Origin of the sequence: Parageobacillus caldoxylosilyticus NBRC 107762, from assembly GCF_000632715.1 — a bacterium.
Classification (GTDB): domain Bacteria; phylum Bacillota; class Bacilli; order Bacillales; family Anoxybacillaceae; genus Saccharococcus; species Saccharococcus caldoxylosilyticus.
Genome location: NZ_BAWO01000033.1, coordinates 1 through 14,167, shown reverse-complemented (window position 1 = coordinate 14,167; position 14,167 = coordinate 1). Strand labels below are relative to the sequence as shown.

General features: G+C 45.1%; 20 protein-coding genes and 1 pseudogene. 12 read left to right on the top strand and 9 right to left on the bottom strand.

The annotated features are described in order from the left end of the window. The 7 genes from GCA01S_RS19370 to GCA01S_RS10415 all read left to right on the top strand — a co-directional run bounded on the left by GCA01S_RS19370 (window position 1) and on the right by GCA01S_RS10415 (window position 5,296). Window positions 1-171, top strand: coding sequence for a YpmA family protein (locus GCA01S_RS19370; RefSeq protein ID WP_017435840.1), 171 nt, complete (start codon window positions 1-3; stop codon window positions 169-171). 15 nt (window positions 172-186) lie between these two features. Further along, window positions 187-663, top strand: coding sequence for a cell wall elongation regulator TseB-like domain-containing protein (locus GCA01S_RS10440; protein WP_017435839.1), 477 nt, complete (start codon window positions 187-189; stop codon window positions 661-663). A 21-nt stretch (window positions 664-684) separates the two neighbouring features. Further along, window positions 685-1,875 (top strand): pyridoxal phosphate-dependent aminotransferase, encoded by a 1,191-nt coding sequence (locus GCA01S_RS10435; RefSeq protein WP_042409732.1) that lies wholly within the window; start codon window positions 685-687, stop codon window positions 1,873-1,875. A 140-nt stretch (window positions 1,876-2,015) separates the two neighbouring features. Next, a complete protein-coding gene (gene asnS / locus GCA01S_RS10430) occupies window positions 2,016-3,308 on the top strand; it encodes an asparagine--tRNA ligase (protein WP_026078513.1) in 1,293 nt (430 codons plus the stop codon). Between the two features lie 71 nt (window positions 3,309-3,379). Beyond that, window positions 3,380-4,087 (top strand): DnaD domain-containing protein, encoded by a 708-nt coding sequence (locus GCA01S_RS10425; protein WP_042409728.1) that lies wholly within the window; start codon window positions 3,380-3,382, stop codon window positions 4,085-4,087. 50 nt (window positions 4,088-4,137) lie between these two features. Beyond that, complete coding sequence (nth, locus tag GCA01S_RS10420; protein ID WP_017435835.1) at window positions 4,138-4,809, top strand: endonuclease III; 672 nt, start codon at window positions 4,138-4,140, stop codon at window positions 4,807-4,809. After that, on the top strand, window positions 4,784-5,296 hold the full coding sequence (locus GCA01S_RS10415) for a YpoC family protein (RefSeq protein ID WP_155835567.1): 513 nt from the start codon (window positions 4,784-4,786) through the stop codon (window positions 5,294-5,296). Before nth ends, GCA01S_RS10415 begins: the two co-directional genes overlap by 26 nt. Window positions 5,297-5,321: 25 nt before the next feature. Here GCA01S_RS10415 and GCA01S_RS10410 read toward each other — a convergent pair whose 3' ends face one another. Both GCA01S_RS10410 and recU read right to left on the bottom strand, forming a co-directional pair. Beyond that, entirely contained in the window at window positions 5,322-8,114 is a 2,793-nt protein-coding gene (locus GCA01S_RS10410; protein WP_042409722.1) for a PBP1A family penicillin-binding protein, read from the bottom strand. 39 nt (window positions 8,115-8,153) lie between these two features. Beyond that, window positions 8,154-8,759: a Holliday junction resolvase RecU gene (gene recU, locus GCA01S_RS10405; protein ID WP_017436709.1), complete on the bottom strand. Its 606-nt coding sequence runs from the start codon at window positions 8,757-8,759 to the stop codon at window positions 8,154-8,156. 278 nt (window positions 8,760-9,037) lie between these two features. Between recU and GCA01S_RS10400 the strand changes: the two genes are divergently transcribed. Both GCA01S_RS10400 and GCA01S_RS10395 read left to right on the top strand, forming a co-directional pair. Further along, the gene (locus tag GCA01S_RS10400) at window positions 9,038-9,286 is read left to right on the top strand and encodes a hypothetical protein (RefSeq protein ID WP_042409721.1); all 249 of its coding nucleotides are present in this window, start codon (window positions 9,038-9,040) and stop codon (window positions 9,284-9,286) included. Window positions 9,287-9,348: 62 nt separating this feature from the next. Continuing rightward, the gene (locus GCA01S_RS10395) at window positions 9,349-9,723 is read left to right on the top strand and encodes a YppE family protein (protein WP_042409720.1); all 375 of its coding nucleotides are present in this window, start codon (window positions 9,349-9,351) and stop codon (window positions 9,721-9,723) included. Between the two features lie 41 nt (window positions 9,724-9,764). Here GCA01S_RS10395 and GCA01S_RS20565 read toward each other — a convergent pair whose 3' ends face one another. Further along, complete coding sequence (locus tag GCA01S_RS20565; RefSeq protein WP_017436712.1) at window positions 9,765-9,935, bottom strand: hypothetical protein; 171 nt, start codon at window positions 9,933-9,935, stop codon at window positions 9,765-9,767. A gap of 77 nt (window positions 9,936-10,012) precedes the next feature. Continuing rightward, window positions 10,013-10,213 (bottom strand): YppF family protein, encoded by a 201-nt coding sequence (locus tag GCA01S_RS10390; protein ID WP_017436713.1) that lies wholly within the window; start codon window positions 10,211-10,213, stop codon window positions 10,013-10,015. 165 nt (window positions 10,214-10,378) lie between these two features. Between GCA01S_RS10390 and GCA01S_RS10385 the strand changes: the two genes are divergently transcribed. After that, window positions 10,379-10,726, top strand: coding sequence for a YppG family protein (locus GCA01S_RS10385; protein ID WP_017436714.1), 348 nt, complete (start codon window positions 10,379-10,381; stop codon window positions 10,724-10,726). Window positions 10,727-10,949: 223 nt separating this feature from the next. On the opposite strand, the pseudogene GCA01S_RS20980 reads toward GCA01S_RS10385, so the two are convergent. The 3 genes and pseudogenes from GCA01S_RS20980 to GCA01S_RS20970 all read right to left on the bottom strand — a co-directional run bounded on the left by GCA01S_RS20980 (window position 10,950) and on the right by GCA01S_RS20970 (window position 11,764). Then, window positions 10,950-11,203, bottom strand: a pseudogene (locus tag GCA01S_RS20980) (zinc ribbon domain-containing protein). Beyond that, window positions 11,200-11,325, bottom strand: coding sequence for a hypothetical protein (locus GCA01S_RS20975; RefSeq protein WP_255212282.1), 126 nt, complete (start codon window positions 11,323-11,325; stop codon window positions 11,200-11,202). The pseudogene GCA01S_RS20980 and the gene GCA01S_RS20975 overlap by 4 nt, the downstream one beginning before the upstream one ends. Window positions 11,326-11,332: 7 nt before the next feature. Next, complete coding sequence (locus tag GCA01S_RS20970) at window positions 11,333-11,764, bottom strand: transposase (RefSeq protein WP_244380143.1); 432 nt, start codon at window positions 11,762-11,764, stop codon at window positions 11,333-11,335. A 105-nt stretch (window positions 11,765-11,869) separates the two neighbouring features. On the opposite strand from GCA01S_RS20970, the gene GCA01S_RS20965 reads away from it, so the two are divergent. After that, a complete protein-coding gene (locus GCA01S_RS20965; RefSeq protein ID WP_255212281.1) occupies window positions 11,870-12,025 on the top strand; it encodes a hypothetical protein in 156 nt (51 codons plus the stop codon). Window positions 12,026-12,266: 241 nt separating this feature from the next. Here the strand turns inward: GCA01S_RS20965 and GCA01S_RS10375 are convergent, their stop codons facing one another. Continuing rightward, window positions 12,267-12,521, bottom strand: a complete 255-nt coding sequence (locus GCA01S_RS10375) for a sigma-G-dependent sporulation-specific acid-soluble spore protein CsgA (protein WP_017436715.1) — start codon at window positions 12,519-12,521, stop codon at window positions 12,267-12,269. Then, window positions 12,521-12,706, bottom strand: a complete 186-nt coding sequence (locus GCA01S_RS10370) for a hypothetical protein (protein ID WP_017436716.1) — start codon at window positions 12,704-12,706, stop codon at window positions 12,521-12,523. Before GCA01S_RS10370 ends, GCA01S_RS10375 begins: the two co-directional genes overlap by 1 nt. 318 nt (window positions 12,707-13,024) lie before the next feature. Between GCA01S_RS10370 and GCA01S_RS10365 the strand changes: the two genes are divergently transcribed. Continuing rightward, window positions 13,025-14,167 (top strand): transposase (locus tag GCA01S_RS10365; protein ID WP_042409718.1); only part of this gene is annotated, 1,143 nt, incomplete at its 3' end.

Sequence of the window (14,167 nt, the reverse complement as noted above, 5' to 3'; positions counted from 1 at the left end):
ATGGAAAGTAAAATCGAAGTGCTCGCGACCGTCAAAATTCAGCATTCCGATGATTTGTACAAAATCGTCGATTGCTTAAACCGGACGTTAAAGCGCAATAATCTTATGTTTGGACTTGCTTTAGATGAAAACGATAAAAGCAAGGCGGTTTTTACGATCTATCGAACGTAGTGAGATGTGATAGCAATGAGAAAATGGACAATTTTGCTTTTTATTTTTTTGTGTCTTGCCATTTGGCAGGCAGTTTCCGTTTATCAGGACGCGCTTTGGCCAAAGCAGTCCATGGAAGCGAAAGCGCTCGAGCGTGCTAAAGAAAAAGTCGCCTTCGCACAGATTGACCGTATTTATACATACCATGGAGAAGAGGCGTATATCGTTTTTGTCGGCAAGACGAAAAAAGGGAAAAAATATGTCGTCTGGGTTCCGGAGAAAAAGGGAAAGATTGTCATCAAACGGGCGGAAAGCGGCATTACAGAAGCAGAAGCGATCGCCGCATTAAAGGCGGAGCGCCATCCGAAAAAAATTATTTCCGCCAGACTCGGCATGGAAAAGGGAGTGCCTCTTTGGGAGTTAACATATATTGATCAATACGACCGCTATTCGTTTTATTATGTAAGTTTTACAGATGGAACATTTCTCAAGAGGTACAGTTTTCAACAATGACACAATTAGGGGGAAGAGACGATGAAACTGGCAAAACGTGTTGCTTCACTCACACCATCGACGACATTGGCCATTACCGCCAAAGCGAAAGAACTAAAGGCGGCTGGCTATGATGTCATTGGCCTTGGCGCGGGCGAGCCGGACTTTAATACGCCGCAGCATATTATCGATGCAGCGGTAAAGGCGATGAATGAAGGACATACGAAATACACGCCATCGGGCGGTCTGCCGGCGTTAAAAACGGAAATCATCAAAAAATTTGCCAAAGATCAGCAGCTTCAGTATGAACCTTCGGAAATTATTGTTTGCGTCGGTGCCAAACATGCGTTATATACGCTGTTCCAAGTAATTTTAGATGAAGGAGACGAGGTTATCATTCCGACGCCGTATTGGGTCAGCTATCCGGAGCAAGTCAAGCTTGCCGGCGGTGTTCCTGTTTATGTCGAGGGCTTGGAGAAAAACGAGTTTAAAATCACGCCGGAACAGCTAAAAGCGGCCATTACGGAGCGGACAAAAGCGGTGATCATCAACTCGCCAAGCAATCCGACGGGAATGATTTATACGGAAGAGGAGCTAAAAGCGCTCGGCGAAGTTTGCTTAGAGCATGACATTTTGATCGTTTCTGATGAAATTTATGAGAAATTGGTGTACGGAAACGCCAAACACGTATCCATTGCGCAATTGTCGCCGGAATTAAAAGCGCAAACGATCATTATCAACGGCTTGTCCAAATCGCATTCGATGACGGGATGGCGGATTGGCTATGCTGCTGGAAATAAAGAAATTATTAAGGCAATGACCGATCTTGCCAGCCACAGCACTTCCAATCCGACATCGATTGCCCAATACGCAGCGATTGCCGCGTACAGCGGTCCGCAAGAGCCGGTTGAAGAAATGCGCCAAGCGTTTGAAGAGCGGCTGAACATTATTTATGAAAAACTCGTGCAAATTCCAGGATTTACTTGCGTGAAACCGCAAGGAGCGTTTTATTTATTTCCGAATGTGCGCGAGGCGGCGCGAATGGCCGGATATGATACGGTAGACGGATTTGTTGCCGCACTGTTAGAAGAGGCAAACGTAGCGCTTGTTCCAGGATCCGGATTTGGCGCTCCAGACAATGTCCGCTTGTCATATGCCACTTCGCTCGATGTATTGGAAAAAGCAGTCGAACGCATCAAACAATTTATGGAAAACAAACTGCAACGTGCATAAACAAAGCGGCTTTGCTTCCAGCAAGGCCGCTTTCCTAATGGACAAGTGCCTTTTCTATTGCCTCTGTTTTTGTCGAAATGTATAATATTGAATGATTGTACATACATTGTGTTCGAACAGATGTTGGAGGGAAAATGTACGTGAAAACAACGATTGCAGAAGTAAAAAATTACGTTGGACAAGAAGTAACGATCGGTGCCTGGCTGGCCAACAAGCGCTCAAGCGGCAAAATCGCCTTTTTGCAGCTGCGCGATGGGACAGGCTTTATCCAAGGCGTTGTCGAAAAATCAAAGGTAACGGAAGAGGTTTTTAAAATCGCCAAATCGATCACCCAAGAAACATCGCTATACGTAACGGGAACAGTGCGTGTCGACGAACGTTCTCCGTTTGGATATGAGCTTTCGGTGACCAATTTAGAAATTATTCATGAGGCTGTTGATTATCCGATTACTCCAAAAGAGCATGGCATTGAGTTTTTAATGGATCATCGCCATCTTTGGCTGCGTTCGCGCCGCCAGCATGCGATTATGAAAATCCGCAATGAAGTGATTCGCGCTACGTATGAATTTTTTAATGACCGCGGTTTTGTGAAAATCGACCCGCCGATTTTAACCGGCAGCGCGCCGGAAGGAACAACGGAGCTGTTCCATACGAAATATTTTGATGAAGATGCGTATTTGTCGCAAAGCGGCCAGCTGTATATGGAAGCGGCGGCGATGGCGCTCGGCAAAGTATTTTCCTTCGGTCCGACGTTCCGTGCCGAAAAGTCAAAAACGCGCCGCCATTTAATTGAGTTTTGGATGGTTGAACCGGAAATGGCGTTTTATGAATTTGAAGATAATCTCAAACTGCAAGAGGAATATGTATCATATCTTGTTCAATCTGTGTTGAAACATTGCGAGCTGGAGTTAAAACGGCTAGAGCGTGACACGACGAAACTGGAGCTCATCAAGCCGCCGTTCCCGCGCATCACGTATGATGAAGCGATTCAGTTGTTGCATGAAAAAGGATTTAACGACATCCAGTGGGGTGATGATTTTGGTGCGCCTCATGAAACAGCAATTGCCGAAAGTTTCGATAAGCCTGTATTTATTACCCATTATCCGACGAGCTTAAAGCCGTTTTATATGCAGCCGGATCCAAACCGTCCGGAAGTGGTATTATGCGCGGATTTAATTGCCCCGGAAGGATACGGGGAAATTATCGGCGGTTCCGAGCGGATTCATGATTATGAATTGTTAAAGCAGCGTCTCGAAGAGCATCATTTGCCGCTGGATGCGTACAAATGGTATTTAGAGTTGCGGCAATACGGTTCTGTGCCGCATTCCGGATTTGGTCTTGGACTTGAACGCACGGTCGCTTGGATTTGCGGCGTCGACCACGTTCGCGAAACGATTCCGTTTCCGCGTTTGCTTAACCGCCTTTATCCATAAGAGAAAAACCCCCGAGAAAAAGGGGGTTTTTTTATCCGGTTAATGTTATACTATAGTTGAGGTGCATCCGCATGGATAAAAAGAAAATAGCCGAATGGCTGGCGCAAGGAAGCGTCGCCGTTCCCAAATTATTGTTGAATCATTATAAGTATCTCGGTTTGTCGGAAGGGGAGTTCGTGTTATTATTACATATGCATTCCTTTATCGAAGACGGTGTTTTATTTCCTACTCCGGCCGAGCTGGCCGAAAAAATGACCGCTGCCCCTTCTGAATGCATGGAAATGCTCCGTCGACTGCTGCAAAAAGGATTTATTGTCATTGAGGAGCATACGGATGAAAAGGGAATCCGCAGTGAAAAGTATTCGCTGCAGCCGCTTTGGGAAAAGCTTGTTCAATATTTATACACCGAGTGGGCAAAAGAAGAAAGACAGGATCAGCAAGAGGAAGAGGAAAGCTTATATACCATGTTTGAACAAGAGTTTGGCCGGCCGCTTTCACCGTTTGAATGTGAAACATTATCAATGTGGATTGACCAAGACGGACATAGCCCGCAGATTATTAAAGCGGCGCTTCGCGAAGCGGTGCTGTCGGGAAAATTGAATTTCCGCTACATCGACCGCATTTTATTTGAGTGGAAAAAGAATGGAATACGTACGATCGAGCAGGCGCAACATTACGGCAAAAAATTCCGTAAACATCAGCAGTCCGCACGATCAACGAAGACAGCACCGAGCGAATATAAACAAACCATTCCTTTTTTTAACTGGCTGGAATCTTAGCGAGAGGCATTGTCTCTCGCTTTTCTTTGCAAATAGAAAGGAGAATGACCGTGCTTACGAAACAGCAAATTCGCTACTGTTTAGATAAAATGGGGGAAATGTTTCCGAACGCGCATTGCGAGCTCGTGCACCGCAATCCGTTTGAATTGTTAATCGCTGTTGTTTTATCCGCGCAATGCACCGATGCCTTGGTCAATAAAGTGACAAAGCGTTTATTTGAGAAGTATAAGACTCCTGAAGACTATGTCGCCGTGCCGCTCGAGGAACTGCAGCAAGATATTCGCTCGATCGGTTTGTACCGCAACAAAGCGAAAAATATTCAAAAATTATGCGCGATGCTAATCGAGAAATATAACGGCGAGGTGCCGAAAGACCGCGATGAACTGATGAAACTGCCGGGAGTAGGCCGCAAAACGGCAAATGTAGTCGTTTCGGTTGCTTTTGGCATCCCGGCTATCGCCGTCGATACGCATGTTGAGCGCGTCAGCAAGCGCCTCGGTTTTTGCCGGTGGAGCGATTCTGTTTTAGAGGTTGAAAAAACGTTAATGAAAAAAATCCCGAAAGAAGAATGGTCTATTACTCATCATCGCATGATTTTCTTCGGCCGTTATCATTGCAAAGCACAGTCGCCGCAATGTCACGTTTGTCCACTTCTTGATTTATGCCGGGAAGGAAAAAAGAGAATGCGAAAGAGGGATGAAAACAGTGCAGGTGCCAAATGAATTTGCCCACCCACTGTTTTTTCGTGGGGGAGAAGTGTTCGAAGTCAAAAATGAACTAGCTTTTCCGCAGATGATGAAAAACGTGCCCTTTTATTATGATATGACGGAGCGTGAGCCGTTTCCGTGGGAGCATATCGAGCAATCGATTCCGGCGGTACAGCAATTATGGAACGAGGAAAAAGCGATATTGGAACACTGCTTTGCCAAACGCGACCGCCGCGCCGCCCGTCAGCCGATGATCCGCGGGCTTTCCTATTTGCTTTCTTGTTTGTTTTGGCTCAACGGCAAGAGAGTAAGCAATGTGCGGCATTGGCAAGAAGAAATCCGCGCCTTGCCGGTTAAGCCGGTAAACTGTCTAGAACGGCTGCAGTTTATTTTTGACCGCTGCGATGTATATCATTCATTTATTCAACTGTGTGAACTGTTTGGAGAGACGGAGAAGTTGGCATATAAGCAAATAGCGATAAACAAAAGGATGGCTCGGTAGGCGAGCCATCCTTTTGTTGTTTACGTTAATTTTCCGCACCAGAGCGCTGCGCATTGGTTCCGAATGCATTTTTGACTTGGTTATTTCCATTGATTGCCCCATTATTGTTTATTGGCGGCGGTGTAGTTGGCGCAGTGCCACCGTTGTTGCCGCTGTTGTTGCCGCCATTGTTGCCGCCGTTGTTGTGGCCGTTGTTGTCGCCATTGTTGTCGCCATTGTTGCCGCCATTGTTGCCGCCATTGTTGCCGCCATTATTGCCGCCATTGTTGCCGCCGTTGTTGCCGCCATTGTTGCCACCATTGTTGCCGCCATTGTTGCTGCCATTATTGCCGCCATTATTGACATTGCCGTTGTTATGATTGTTTTGATTTTCGTCGGTGCCGTTATTATTTTGGCCTGGCTGCTGCTGGTTGTTTCCATTTTCATTTGGTTGATCGATAGAAGGAGTTTCGTTTTCTTCTCCCCCTGGAATCCGCACGCTTGTTAGCGCCGGTTTGCTTGTAAGTTCGTCTTCTTTGGCGTAGACAGCAATCGTATACACAGCGCCTGGAGTTGGGTTGCTGATCGCAATCGTTTCATCTTTCGTCGTTACGACATTACCTGCCCCTTTGTCGGTTTTAATGTGTACTTCAAAAATGGTGTTGTCATGTTTATCACTATATTTCCACGAAACGGAAATGGTATTTGTTCCTTGGTCATATGACGCCTGCAAATCCGTCACGGACGGCAGCGTTTCTGGTTCATCTTTCGCCGTTTCGGTCGGCTCCGTACCGCGGACAAAGCATTCATACATAATTTCGCTTTCCGGAGTGTATTTGCTTGCCAATTTTGGCGGGTTTGTTCCTTTTTTAATTGGCAGTTTTACCACGCTATCCGGCATTTTAAAATCGCTGCCGCCGTCGTCCACATGGGAAATAACTTGTTTAAACAGCAGTTTCGAAATGCGTTGTTCCCATTTTGATAAATCGGCGGTGCTGCTTCGTTTGCTAAAGCCGGTCCATACAGCGGCCGTATAGTTTGGCGTGTAGCCGACAAACCAGCTGTCCGGCACGGCGCGTTCGGACAGGCCGTATTGTCTTGCGACTTCAGCTGGATAGTTGGTCGTTCCCGTTTTGCCGGCAATATGGAGTCCCGGAACGTTAGCCGCCGTTCCTGTACCATATTGGACGACCGATTTTAGCATATCGGTAATCATGTACGCTGTATAGTCTTTCATCACTTTTTTCGGTTTCGGTTTTAAGTCCATCTCTGTGCCGTCCGGAAAGACAATTTTTGTGACGGCATGCGGTTTAATGTAGACACCGTTATTGCCAAAAGCGCTGTATGCTCCAGCCATTTGCAGCGGAGAAACGCGGTTGGCGATACCGCCGATAGCATACGCTTCTTCGACTTGGTCAAAGCCCATGCCGAGCCGGTTGGCGAATTCTTTGGCGCGTTCTTTTCCAACGGCTTGGAGCGTTTTTAATGCCGGGATGTTGCGCGATGTTGCCAGCGCATAGCGCATTGTAATCGGTCCTAAGTATCTTCTGTCGGCGTTGCGGATCGGTTTTCCGTTTGAGTAAGTGTATGGTTCGTCGACAATTTGATGAGCGGTCGACCATTTTAAATATTCAATGGCTGGACCGTAATCTAGAATAGGTTTAATCGACGAGCCAGGCTGGCCGACAGGCTGGATTGCATAGTTGAATCCAAACTTCACGTTTTCCCGGTGGCGTCCGCCGCCGAGCGCGCGAATTTCACCTGTCTTTGTATCTATTAGGGCAATAGCAGACTGCAAATCTTTTTTATCGGTAAATAGCGTATCTGAATTTAATAGATCTTCTACATATTGTTGCGCATCCTGATCTAATGTTGTATAAATTTTTAGTCCGTCTTCAAAGACGTTGACGTTTGCTTGATCGGTGACTTCCTTGATCACCTCATCGATAAATGCGTCGTACGGAATGGAATTTTGATGCTTTTTCCGTTCAACCAGCATCGATTTAATCGGAACCTGTTTTGCTTTTTCTGCCTCTTCTTTTGTGATAAAGCCATGTTGTGCCATAAGCGACAGCACGACATCGCGGCGTTTTTTCGCTGCTTCCGGGTGATCATATGGGTTGTAGTTGTTTGGACTCTGCGGCATCCCGGCGAGCAGCGCTGCTTCCGGCAGCGTCAAATCTTTTAAATTTGTTTTCCCAAAATAATATTCTGCCGCTCTAGCGACACCATAAATGTTGTCGGAATAATAAATTTTGTTTAAATACATTTCTAAAATTTCATGCTTCGAGTATTTTTGCTCCAAACGTAGCGCAAGCCATGCTTCTTGTGCTTTCCGTTTTAACGTTTTTTCTGGAGAAAGAAAAGTCATTTTTACAACCTGCTGAGTAATGGTGCTTCCGCCTTCCGAACCAAACCCATCTTTGATGTTGGCGACAACCGCTCCGGCAAGCCGGATCAAGTCGACGCCGTGATGCTCGTAAAAGCGCGCATCTTCTGTGGCCAATACAGCATCCTCTAACACTTTTGGAATGTCTTTATAAGAAATATATGTGCGCTTAGAGCCGTCAAGGCCGAGTTCAGCCACTTTATGGCCATCCATGTCGTAAACAATGGACGAAAGCGGATCTTTAATTTTTGCTTCATCAAGCGGCGGCGCATCTTTAATAAAATAAGCGAATGTAGCAATTCCGCCTGCCATTCCGATCACCATCAACAGCAAAACAGCAATAACTAATTTTTTAAAAAGCGAAAAGCCCTTTTTCTTTTTCGCTTTCTTTTGTTTAGTCTGCTTTGCAGCTTGTTTTCGTTCCACACGAGAACGATATTCACCAGACATAAGCGAATCCTGCCTTTCTTAGAATTTTGCATCGGTTCATCAATGAGAAAAGTAAACTTTTTCTACTACACTAATATAATCAATTCTCGGTTGGTAGCCAAGTGCAATGTAGTGACCGTGCTGTTCGATGTCTCGTTTCGGAATCGATTTTCTTCCGCCCGCCTGCTGTTTTTGCCAGTAAGCAATTAAATGATGTGCATCGAGAAGATACACTTCATTCAGTGTGGTAAACCGCAAAATAACAAAGCAAATTCCGCCATGCCGCATCACTTGCTCCATGTGGTGAATTTGGTGTTCATGAAAATTTTTTAATGGAAATGATGTTTTATTTTTCGTTTCTTTTGCTTCAAAGTCAATATATTTGCCGCGGTAAACGCCGTTGTAGTCGGTGGTGGAAGCTTGTTTAAAATATGCTTCTTTGATCACGGCGGCGCTTCGTTTTGGATAGTCGACACGGACGATTTGTATTGGTGTCGGCTTTTTATGAATGACAGCGATCCCTTGTTCACGGTAATATTCATTCGTCGCGTTCAAATCTTCTTCGAGAGTCATCCCCCGATTTCCGTAATGGGCTTGAAATGGACGGACGGATTGATTGGTTTCGTTTGTCCTGTATATCCTTCCGCCGGGATATTTGAATGCCATCCACCCTCATCTCCTTTGAATGTTTTTTATTATACCACAGGAGAGCGAAAAAAGGGGGGATTCAAGAAATATTGAAATTATCTCACTACATACAAGATTACGCAAATCATTGTTTTTCTTGACCGTATACTGCAATACGGATATGTCGAATTTGTTCGAAGTTATGATGTTTGCTACTTTCTTTGCCGAAATAATTCTAGTTTTGTCACATAGGCAGGGAGCCAGCGTTCCATCGCGAATTGATTATCATCATGCATGAAGAATGGGGGAGACAAGAAATGAGCAAGCGGTTCGTCAAAAAAGAGGAAGTGGAAAGAGAGCTGCAGGAAATTTTTCAATTGATCCAGCAGGTAGATGAGAAAATGGAAAAAGTGATTGCCGAAGTGCTTGAGGAACGCTACGAACAAAATAAAATACAGCTTGACCAACTGCAGGAACAGCTGACCAATGTCGAGCGCCAGCTGCATCGTGCTGATGTGGAGCGGGAACCGGGACTTCCGCTTTCCTCGAAATTGTACTTTGTGTAATTTGTTTCCTACAGGCGCAAATGGTATGGTATAGTGAAAGTATGCGTTTGGAGGAGATGGACGTGGAAAGACAATTAAAAGTGTTGACAGAACAGTTGTTGGATTATAATCAAAAAATACTAGCAATTTCCCGGCAGGCTCATGAGCGGAAACGGGAGCCTGACTTTTTTGCAGAGGTGAAGCCGTTTGCCGATCAAGTAAAACAATTGTTGGATGAATGGAAACAAATAGCCATCTCATGGGTGAAAAAAGCGCAGCCGAAGCATATTCATGAGATTCAAATCGAAACGGTGGGGGAAAATATCGAAAAAATAAGTGTGGAAGCATTTTACCCATCCGTTTCTGAGCGGCGCATCAAGCAGTTTTGCCGGTCGGTTGAATATACGCTGTCGCTCGTATTGGAGCGTTTGGAACAAGAGCTCTGCAATGGGCAATAATGAGTGAAAAAGCTGTCTCCTAAAGAAGACAGCTTTTATTGTCATAAGTCTTTTTCCACTTTTACGGAAACAGGACCGTTGTTTTCCGTGGCAACGGTGTTAATTTCGTATTCGACGCGTTCCGTATGTTTCGGTGGAACATTGTTTCCATGCTTCGGTTTTTCGTGGTCATGGCCTTTTAACTTATGTTGAAAATGCACGCCTCGACCCATGACAAACACCCCCTTGGTATTACTTTGGGGTAAGCAACGGCGAAATATGCAAAAAAAGAGGGGAAAAGTGCCCTCTATTATAAGCCTGCATACTCGTTTTTATAGTCCGGTTTATAAGCACCGGCAAGTTCTAGTTCGCGGGAAAGGTCGCGGTATTCGGCGATGGTGATTTCCCCGCGTAAATACATGTGGCGGGCGAAATCAAGCAATTCATTCACATCCGCCGGTTCGTAGTTTTTTACAGCAATAAATTTGTTTTTTAATTCCGCCATGTTCATCCTGCTTTCCCCCTTCACCTTTTTATTAATAGTACCATGAAAAATATAGAAGAACTATAAATTCGGAAAATTAAAACTTCCGACAATTGCTGACATGTCCCTGCTCACGTTTTTCCGCTTTTGTACATATACTGATGACAGCCTAGAAATTGGGAGGGGAAGCATATGTATCGGTATCCGCGTCCGTTTTCTGCACCGTTTTCTGCTCCTATGCCGTATCCACATGTATGGCATCCGTATCATCCATATTCTTATGCTTCAATGCTGCCAACTCATTGGCCTGGCGTGCACCAAGGGCATCCCGCTGCCACTTCGTATCCAACGCCATACCCAAAACCCCGCCCGGTGTTGACAGGGCCGGCGCCTGGTATTCAATCATTAATGGCACAGTTTAAAAATTCAGACGGCACGTACGATATCAATAAAATGATGAACACGATGGGACAAATGATCAACACCGTCAACCAAGTGAACGGAATGCTGAAAGGATTAATTAGCGCCTTTAAAAAATAATCAACTCCTCCGCACCAGCCCAAAGGAGTTTGCTTTATGAACCTCTCCCACCTTCATCCCATGAAGAGGTGGGAGTTTCTTACCATTTCCATCGAAGAAGCTTCTGCGCAGAAGAAGGCGGTTTCCTTCTACTCGATGAATTCATCGGAAGTCTTCTGGATGGGTCAAGTAAAACATCGGCATCACACCGATGGGGCGGTCCAACCCTTCTACTACTTCTTGCTTACGCAATCCGTAGATACGTCAGATTCATTTGTACGTTCCAGTGTTTGAAGGCGCCGTGCAGCGCTTTGTTTAAGATATTTCTCACGCCGTGAACGTCACGATGCTCCTCATACCCACACCGGCACACAAACAGGCGGGAAGATGCTTTTTTTCTCTTTTGGCAGACAGGACATGTCTGCTTGTATACGATTCCTCGATTTCATGCAAGCGAATGCCGTGTTGGGCCAGCTTATAATTAAGATACTTCTTCACTTTCCCGAATGACCAATTCGAGAGTCTTTGCGCTTGTTTGCGGCTTGTCCGCTTTTCTTTCTCGTGTTGCGCTGCACCCCTTCAACGTTTTCGATATACACATCGGAGGCGGATTGCTTCAAACACCAGTCACCAGTCGACAAATTGTTTGGTCATTTTATGGAGCGCATCCCCCAGCTGTCTTTCGGATTTGGATAACACGTATTGTGTCGCCCGCTCATACTTTTTCCATTGACGGGATCCTTTTTGACATTTGGATTGACGCCGCTGGATATCCGCCAGTTTTTTATTCCGCAGCCGGTGAAGGGAGCGTATTTTTCTTCCCGTGATGAGGAGGGCTTGTCCGTTTTCGCAAAACGCGCCGATGGTATGTATTTCTCCAAGATCAACTCCGATGGAGGAACCCGGTTTGTACGCTGTTGCTTTTTGCCCATCTTCATACGTCACAGCCAAATAAAGACCTTGATCCCAGCAGCATTCGATTTCTTTGATCGTTCCCTTTGGCATATGCGACGCATACACGACGATCGGCTTTTCCCGTTTTCCGTGATGAATGCCCATCGACAGTTCGATTTTTCCGTTTTCGTAAACCTTGAAACCGTCTTTCGCCCATTTCGTTGGGAAGTACTTCTTTTTCTTGTAGGGATAACGAGCAGGATGTCCTTGTTGGATCGCTTGGTGTGCAGCTTGTCTTGCGAAGAGATATTTGTGGCAGACTGCTTGAATCGTTTAGCTGTGGAGATGGAACTTTCTTTTCGTTTGTTTTTGCAGTTCGTTTTTGGTGATCCATCATCCATGTTGGAGGAAGTGCTCTTTGGCTAAGCGGAGGCATTCATTCCAAACACGGGCAGATTCGCGATTGCAGGCGTACAATCGATCTAAATCCGCTTTTGATGCCCGGAAGAACACTTTTTGGCCACGAAGCATGAGCATTTCCTTTTTTCTTTGTTTGATGGATGGTTTAATTATAGCACATATGTTCGTTTTTTGAGAATCAAAAACTTCCCGATTCATCTCCCTCCTTCACTCTCGTTTAGAGGAAGGAGACTTCTCGGGAAAAACGTTAAATTAGCAGTTCATACACTTCATTTAGCTGATATACCCGTTCAAAATCTCGCTCATCCATCGCATAGCGAATTTCATGAGGCAAAATGCGGTCTAAAAATGCGGTTTCTTCTTGTGACAGGTCACGTACAAATTCCCCTTCGCTTTTATACGGCTTGCTTAGCAGCTTTTTATAAATGCGTCGAGGGGTGTCATCGTGATATTCCAGATAGTTGGATAAAATTTCCCTTAAATACGCCAGCGTCTTCTCCATTATGCTTCCTCCCCTTTAAAAAACGCTTCGAACGTTTTGCTAACGTTTTTCTTCCCTTGCGCATAAGGATTTTCTTCTGTCGCTTGTTTCGGATCCAAATTCGTTTTAATCACTAACATTGGTTCGTCAGACGGCTCATTAATAAGCCGGTCTGTTAATTGCCTAAAATCGGGCAGATTTTTCATGATTCGGCACCTCCTATAAGTAGAGTGGATTAAGCGAAACAAAAGTATGTATAGCGTAAGAAGCGGTTAATAAAGCAGAAAACGGCATAAGCTAACAAGGAACCGGAGGTATAAGCAGTTAGATAAACATCTATAAATATGAAATCATGTAAATATCTCCTGTTATTGGACGTGGAGAGGTGGATGTTCTCCATCTTTTCCATCGTCTTCTGTCTTAGGATAAAAAATCATCTCTCCCTTCCTCATGTAAAAAGGAAATGAAGAAGAATTGGCGAATATATGTTCTGAAGGATTCAAACATAGGGGGAAGGCAAGGGGATGAAAACGGTTCGGGTGATGAAAATCGTTTCTCATGATGAATCACAGCTTCGCTCATTAGATGAGCTGATGCGCGTCTTTTGTTCCGCGAAGCGATACGCGTTCAACCGTTTGCTGGAGGGATGGAACGCAAAAGACATCATCAAGCACCTTCCACACCAATTTCGGCTCAACAAAAGGTTTGCCGAAGATGCGGTCCTGCTTGTTCAATCGCTGATTTCCTCTCAACGTGAGCTGCTTCCAATGCGCCTAGAGGATGTGCAGGTGAAAATCGAAAAAACTGAAAAGAAAATCGATGAGTATCAACATGGAAGAAAAACACCGAAAAAAGTCGATCTTCCAACATGTCTAGGTGGATTGCACCAACGGTTAGAAAAGCTCAAAGCGAAAGAAGCCGAGCTAAAGCACCATCTCGGCCAAGGAACGATTCCACGTGTGATTTTTGGCGGGAAACAGAACTTTTATAAGCGCTTGAAAGGAAAAATCACGAACGAAGAATGGAAAGATGTGCGCTCGAATCAGTTGTATGCCAGAGGCGATAAAAGCAAAAAAGGAAATTTAAATATTCGCCTAGTGTATGACGATCACACTGATGAATGTTATGTGGAAATTGCGAATCCACTTGGACAACAAGAAGGGAAGCACGCTCCCCGTTTACGATTCCCTGTGTCCGTTCCTGAAAAATATGAAGAGGAAATCATCGATCTCGTCATGGGAGAACAAGTCGGAGTGAATGCAAAAGGCAAGCCGATCATGGAATATCAACCATACACTGTCGAAATCAAACGCAAAAACGGGGAATATTATGTCCATCTCGTCTATGAAGAAGAGGTATATGGCAGGGAACTTACCTACGATGAACCGATTCAAGCGGAACGAATCGCTGGTATTGACATCAACATTGACCGTATTGCCGTAAGCATTGTTTCGAAACAGGGAAACTTTCTTCAATCAAAGGTGTTTTACTGCCATGAACTCGAATATGTGCGGGCGAATAAACGAAACAACATCGTTGGTGAAACCGTACGAGACGTGTATGACTGGCTGATGCAAGAAAATGTCGGTGTCGTCGTCATCGAAAACATTCAACTAAGACAGCGGCACGACACGGACAAACGATTCAATCGCTTCACCCATCATTTT

Bases quoted from the DNA above. Each gene is read 5' to 3' on its own strand.
- GCA01S_RS10385 (WP_017436714.1), top strand. From the start codon at position 10,379: ATGTATCGGTATCCGCGTCCGTTTTCTGCACCGTTTTCTGCTCCTATG.
- GCA01S_RS10400 (WP_042409721.1), top strand. From the start codon at position 9,038: ATGAGCAAGCGGTTCGTCAAAAAAGAGGAAGTGGAAAGAGAGCTGCAG.
- recU (WP_017436709.1), bottom strand. From the start codon at position 8,759: ATGGCATTCAAATATCCCGGCGGAAGGATATACAGGACAAACGAAACC.
- GCA01S_RS10440 (WP_017435839.1), top strand. From the start codon at position 187: ATGAGAAAATGGACAATTTTGCTTTTTATTTTTTTGTGTCTTGCCATT.
- GCA01S_RS20970 (WP_244380143.1), bottom strand. From the start codon at position 11,764: ATGGGCATTCATCACGGAAAACGGGAAAAGCCGATCGTCGTGTATGCG.
- GCA01S_RS10370 (WP_017436716.1), bottom strand. From the start codon at position 12,706: ATGAAAAATCTGCCCGATTTTAGGCAATTAACAGACCGGCTTATTAAT.
- GCA01S_RS10435 (WP_042409732.1), top strand. From the start codon at position 685: ATGAAACTGGCAAAACGTGTTGCTTCACTCACACCATCGACGACATTG.
- GCA01S_RS10415 (WP_155835567.1), top strand. From the start codon at position 4,784: ATGAAAACAGTGCAGGTGCCAAATGAATTTGCCCACCCACTGTTTTTT.
- GCA01S_RS10410 (WP_042409722.1), bottom strand. From the start codon at position 8,114: ATGTCTGGTGAATATCGTTCTCGTGTGGAACGAAAACAAGCTGCAAAG.
- GCA01S_RS20565 (WP_017436712.1), bottom strand. From the start codon at position 9,935: ATGGGTCGAGGCGTGCATTTTCAACATAAGTTAAAAGGCCATGACCAC.
- GCA01S_RS10375 (WP_017436715.1), bottom strand. From the start codon at position 12,521: ATGGAGAAGACGCTGGCGTATTTAAGGGAAATTTTATCCAACTATCTG.
- GCA01S_RS10390 (WP_017436713.1), bottom strand. From the start codon at position 10,213: ATGAACATGGCGGAATTAAAAAACAAATTTATTGCTGTAAAAAACTAC.
- GCA01S_RS19370 (WP_017435840.1), top strand. From the start codon at position 1: ATGGAAAGTAAAATCGAAGTGCTCGCGACCGTCAAAATTCAGCATTCC.
- GCA01S_RS10425 (WP_042409728.1), top strand. From the start codon at position 3,380: ATGGATAAAAAGAAAATAGCCGAATGGCTGGCGCAAGGAAGCGTCGCC.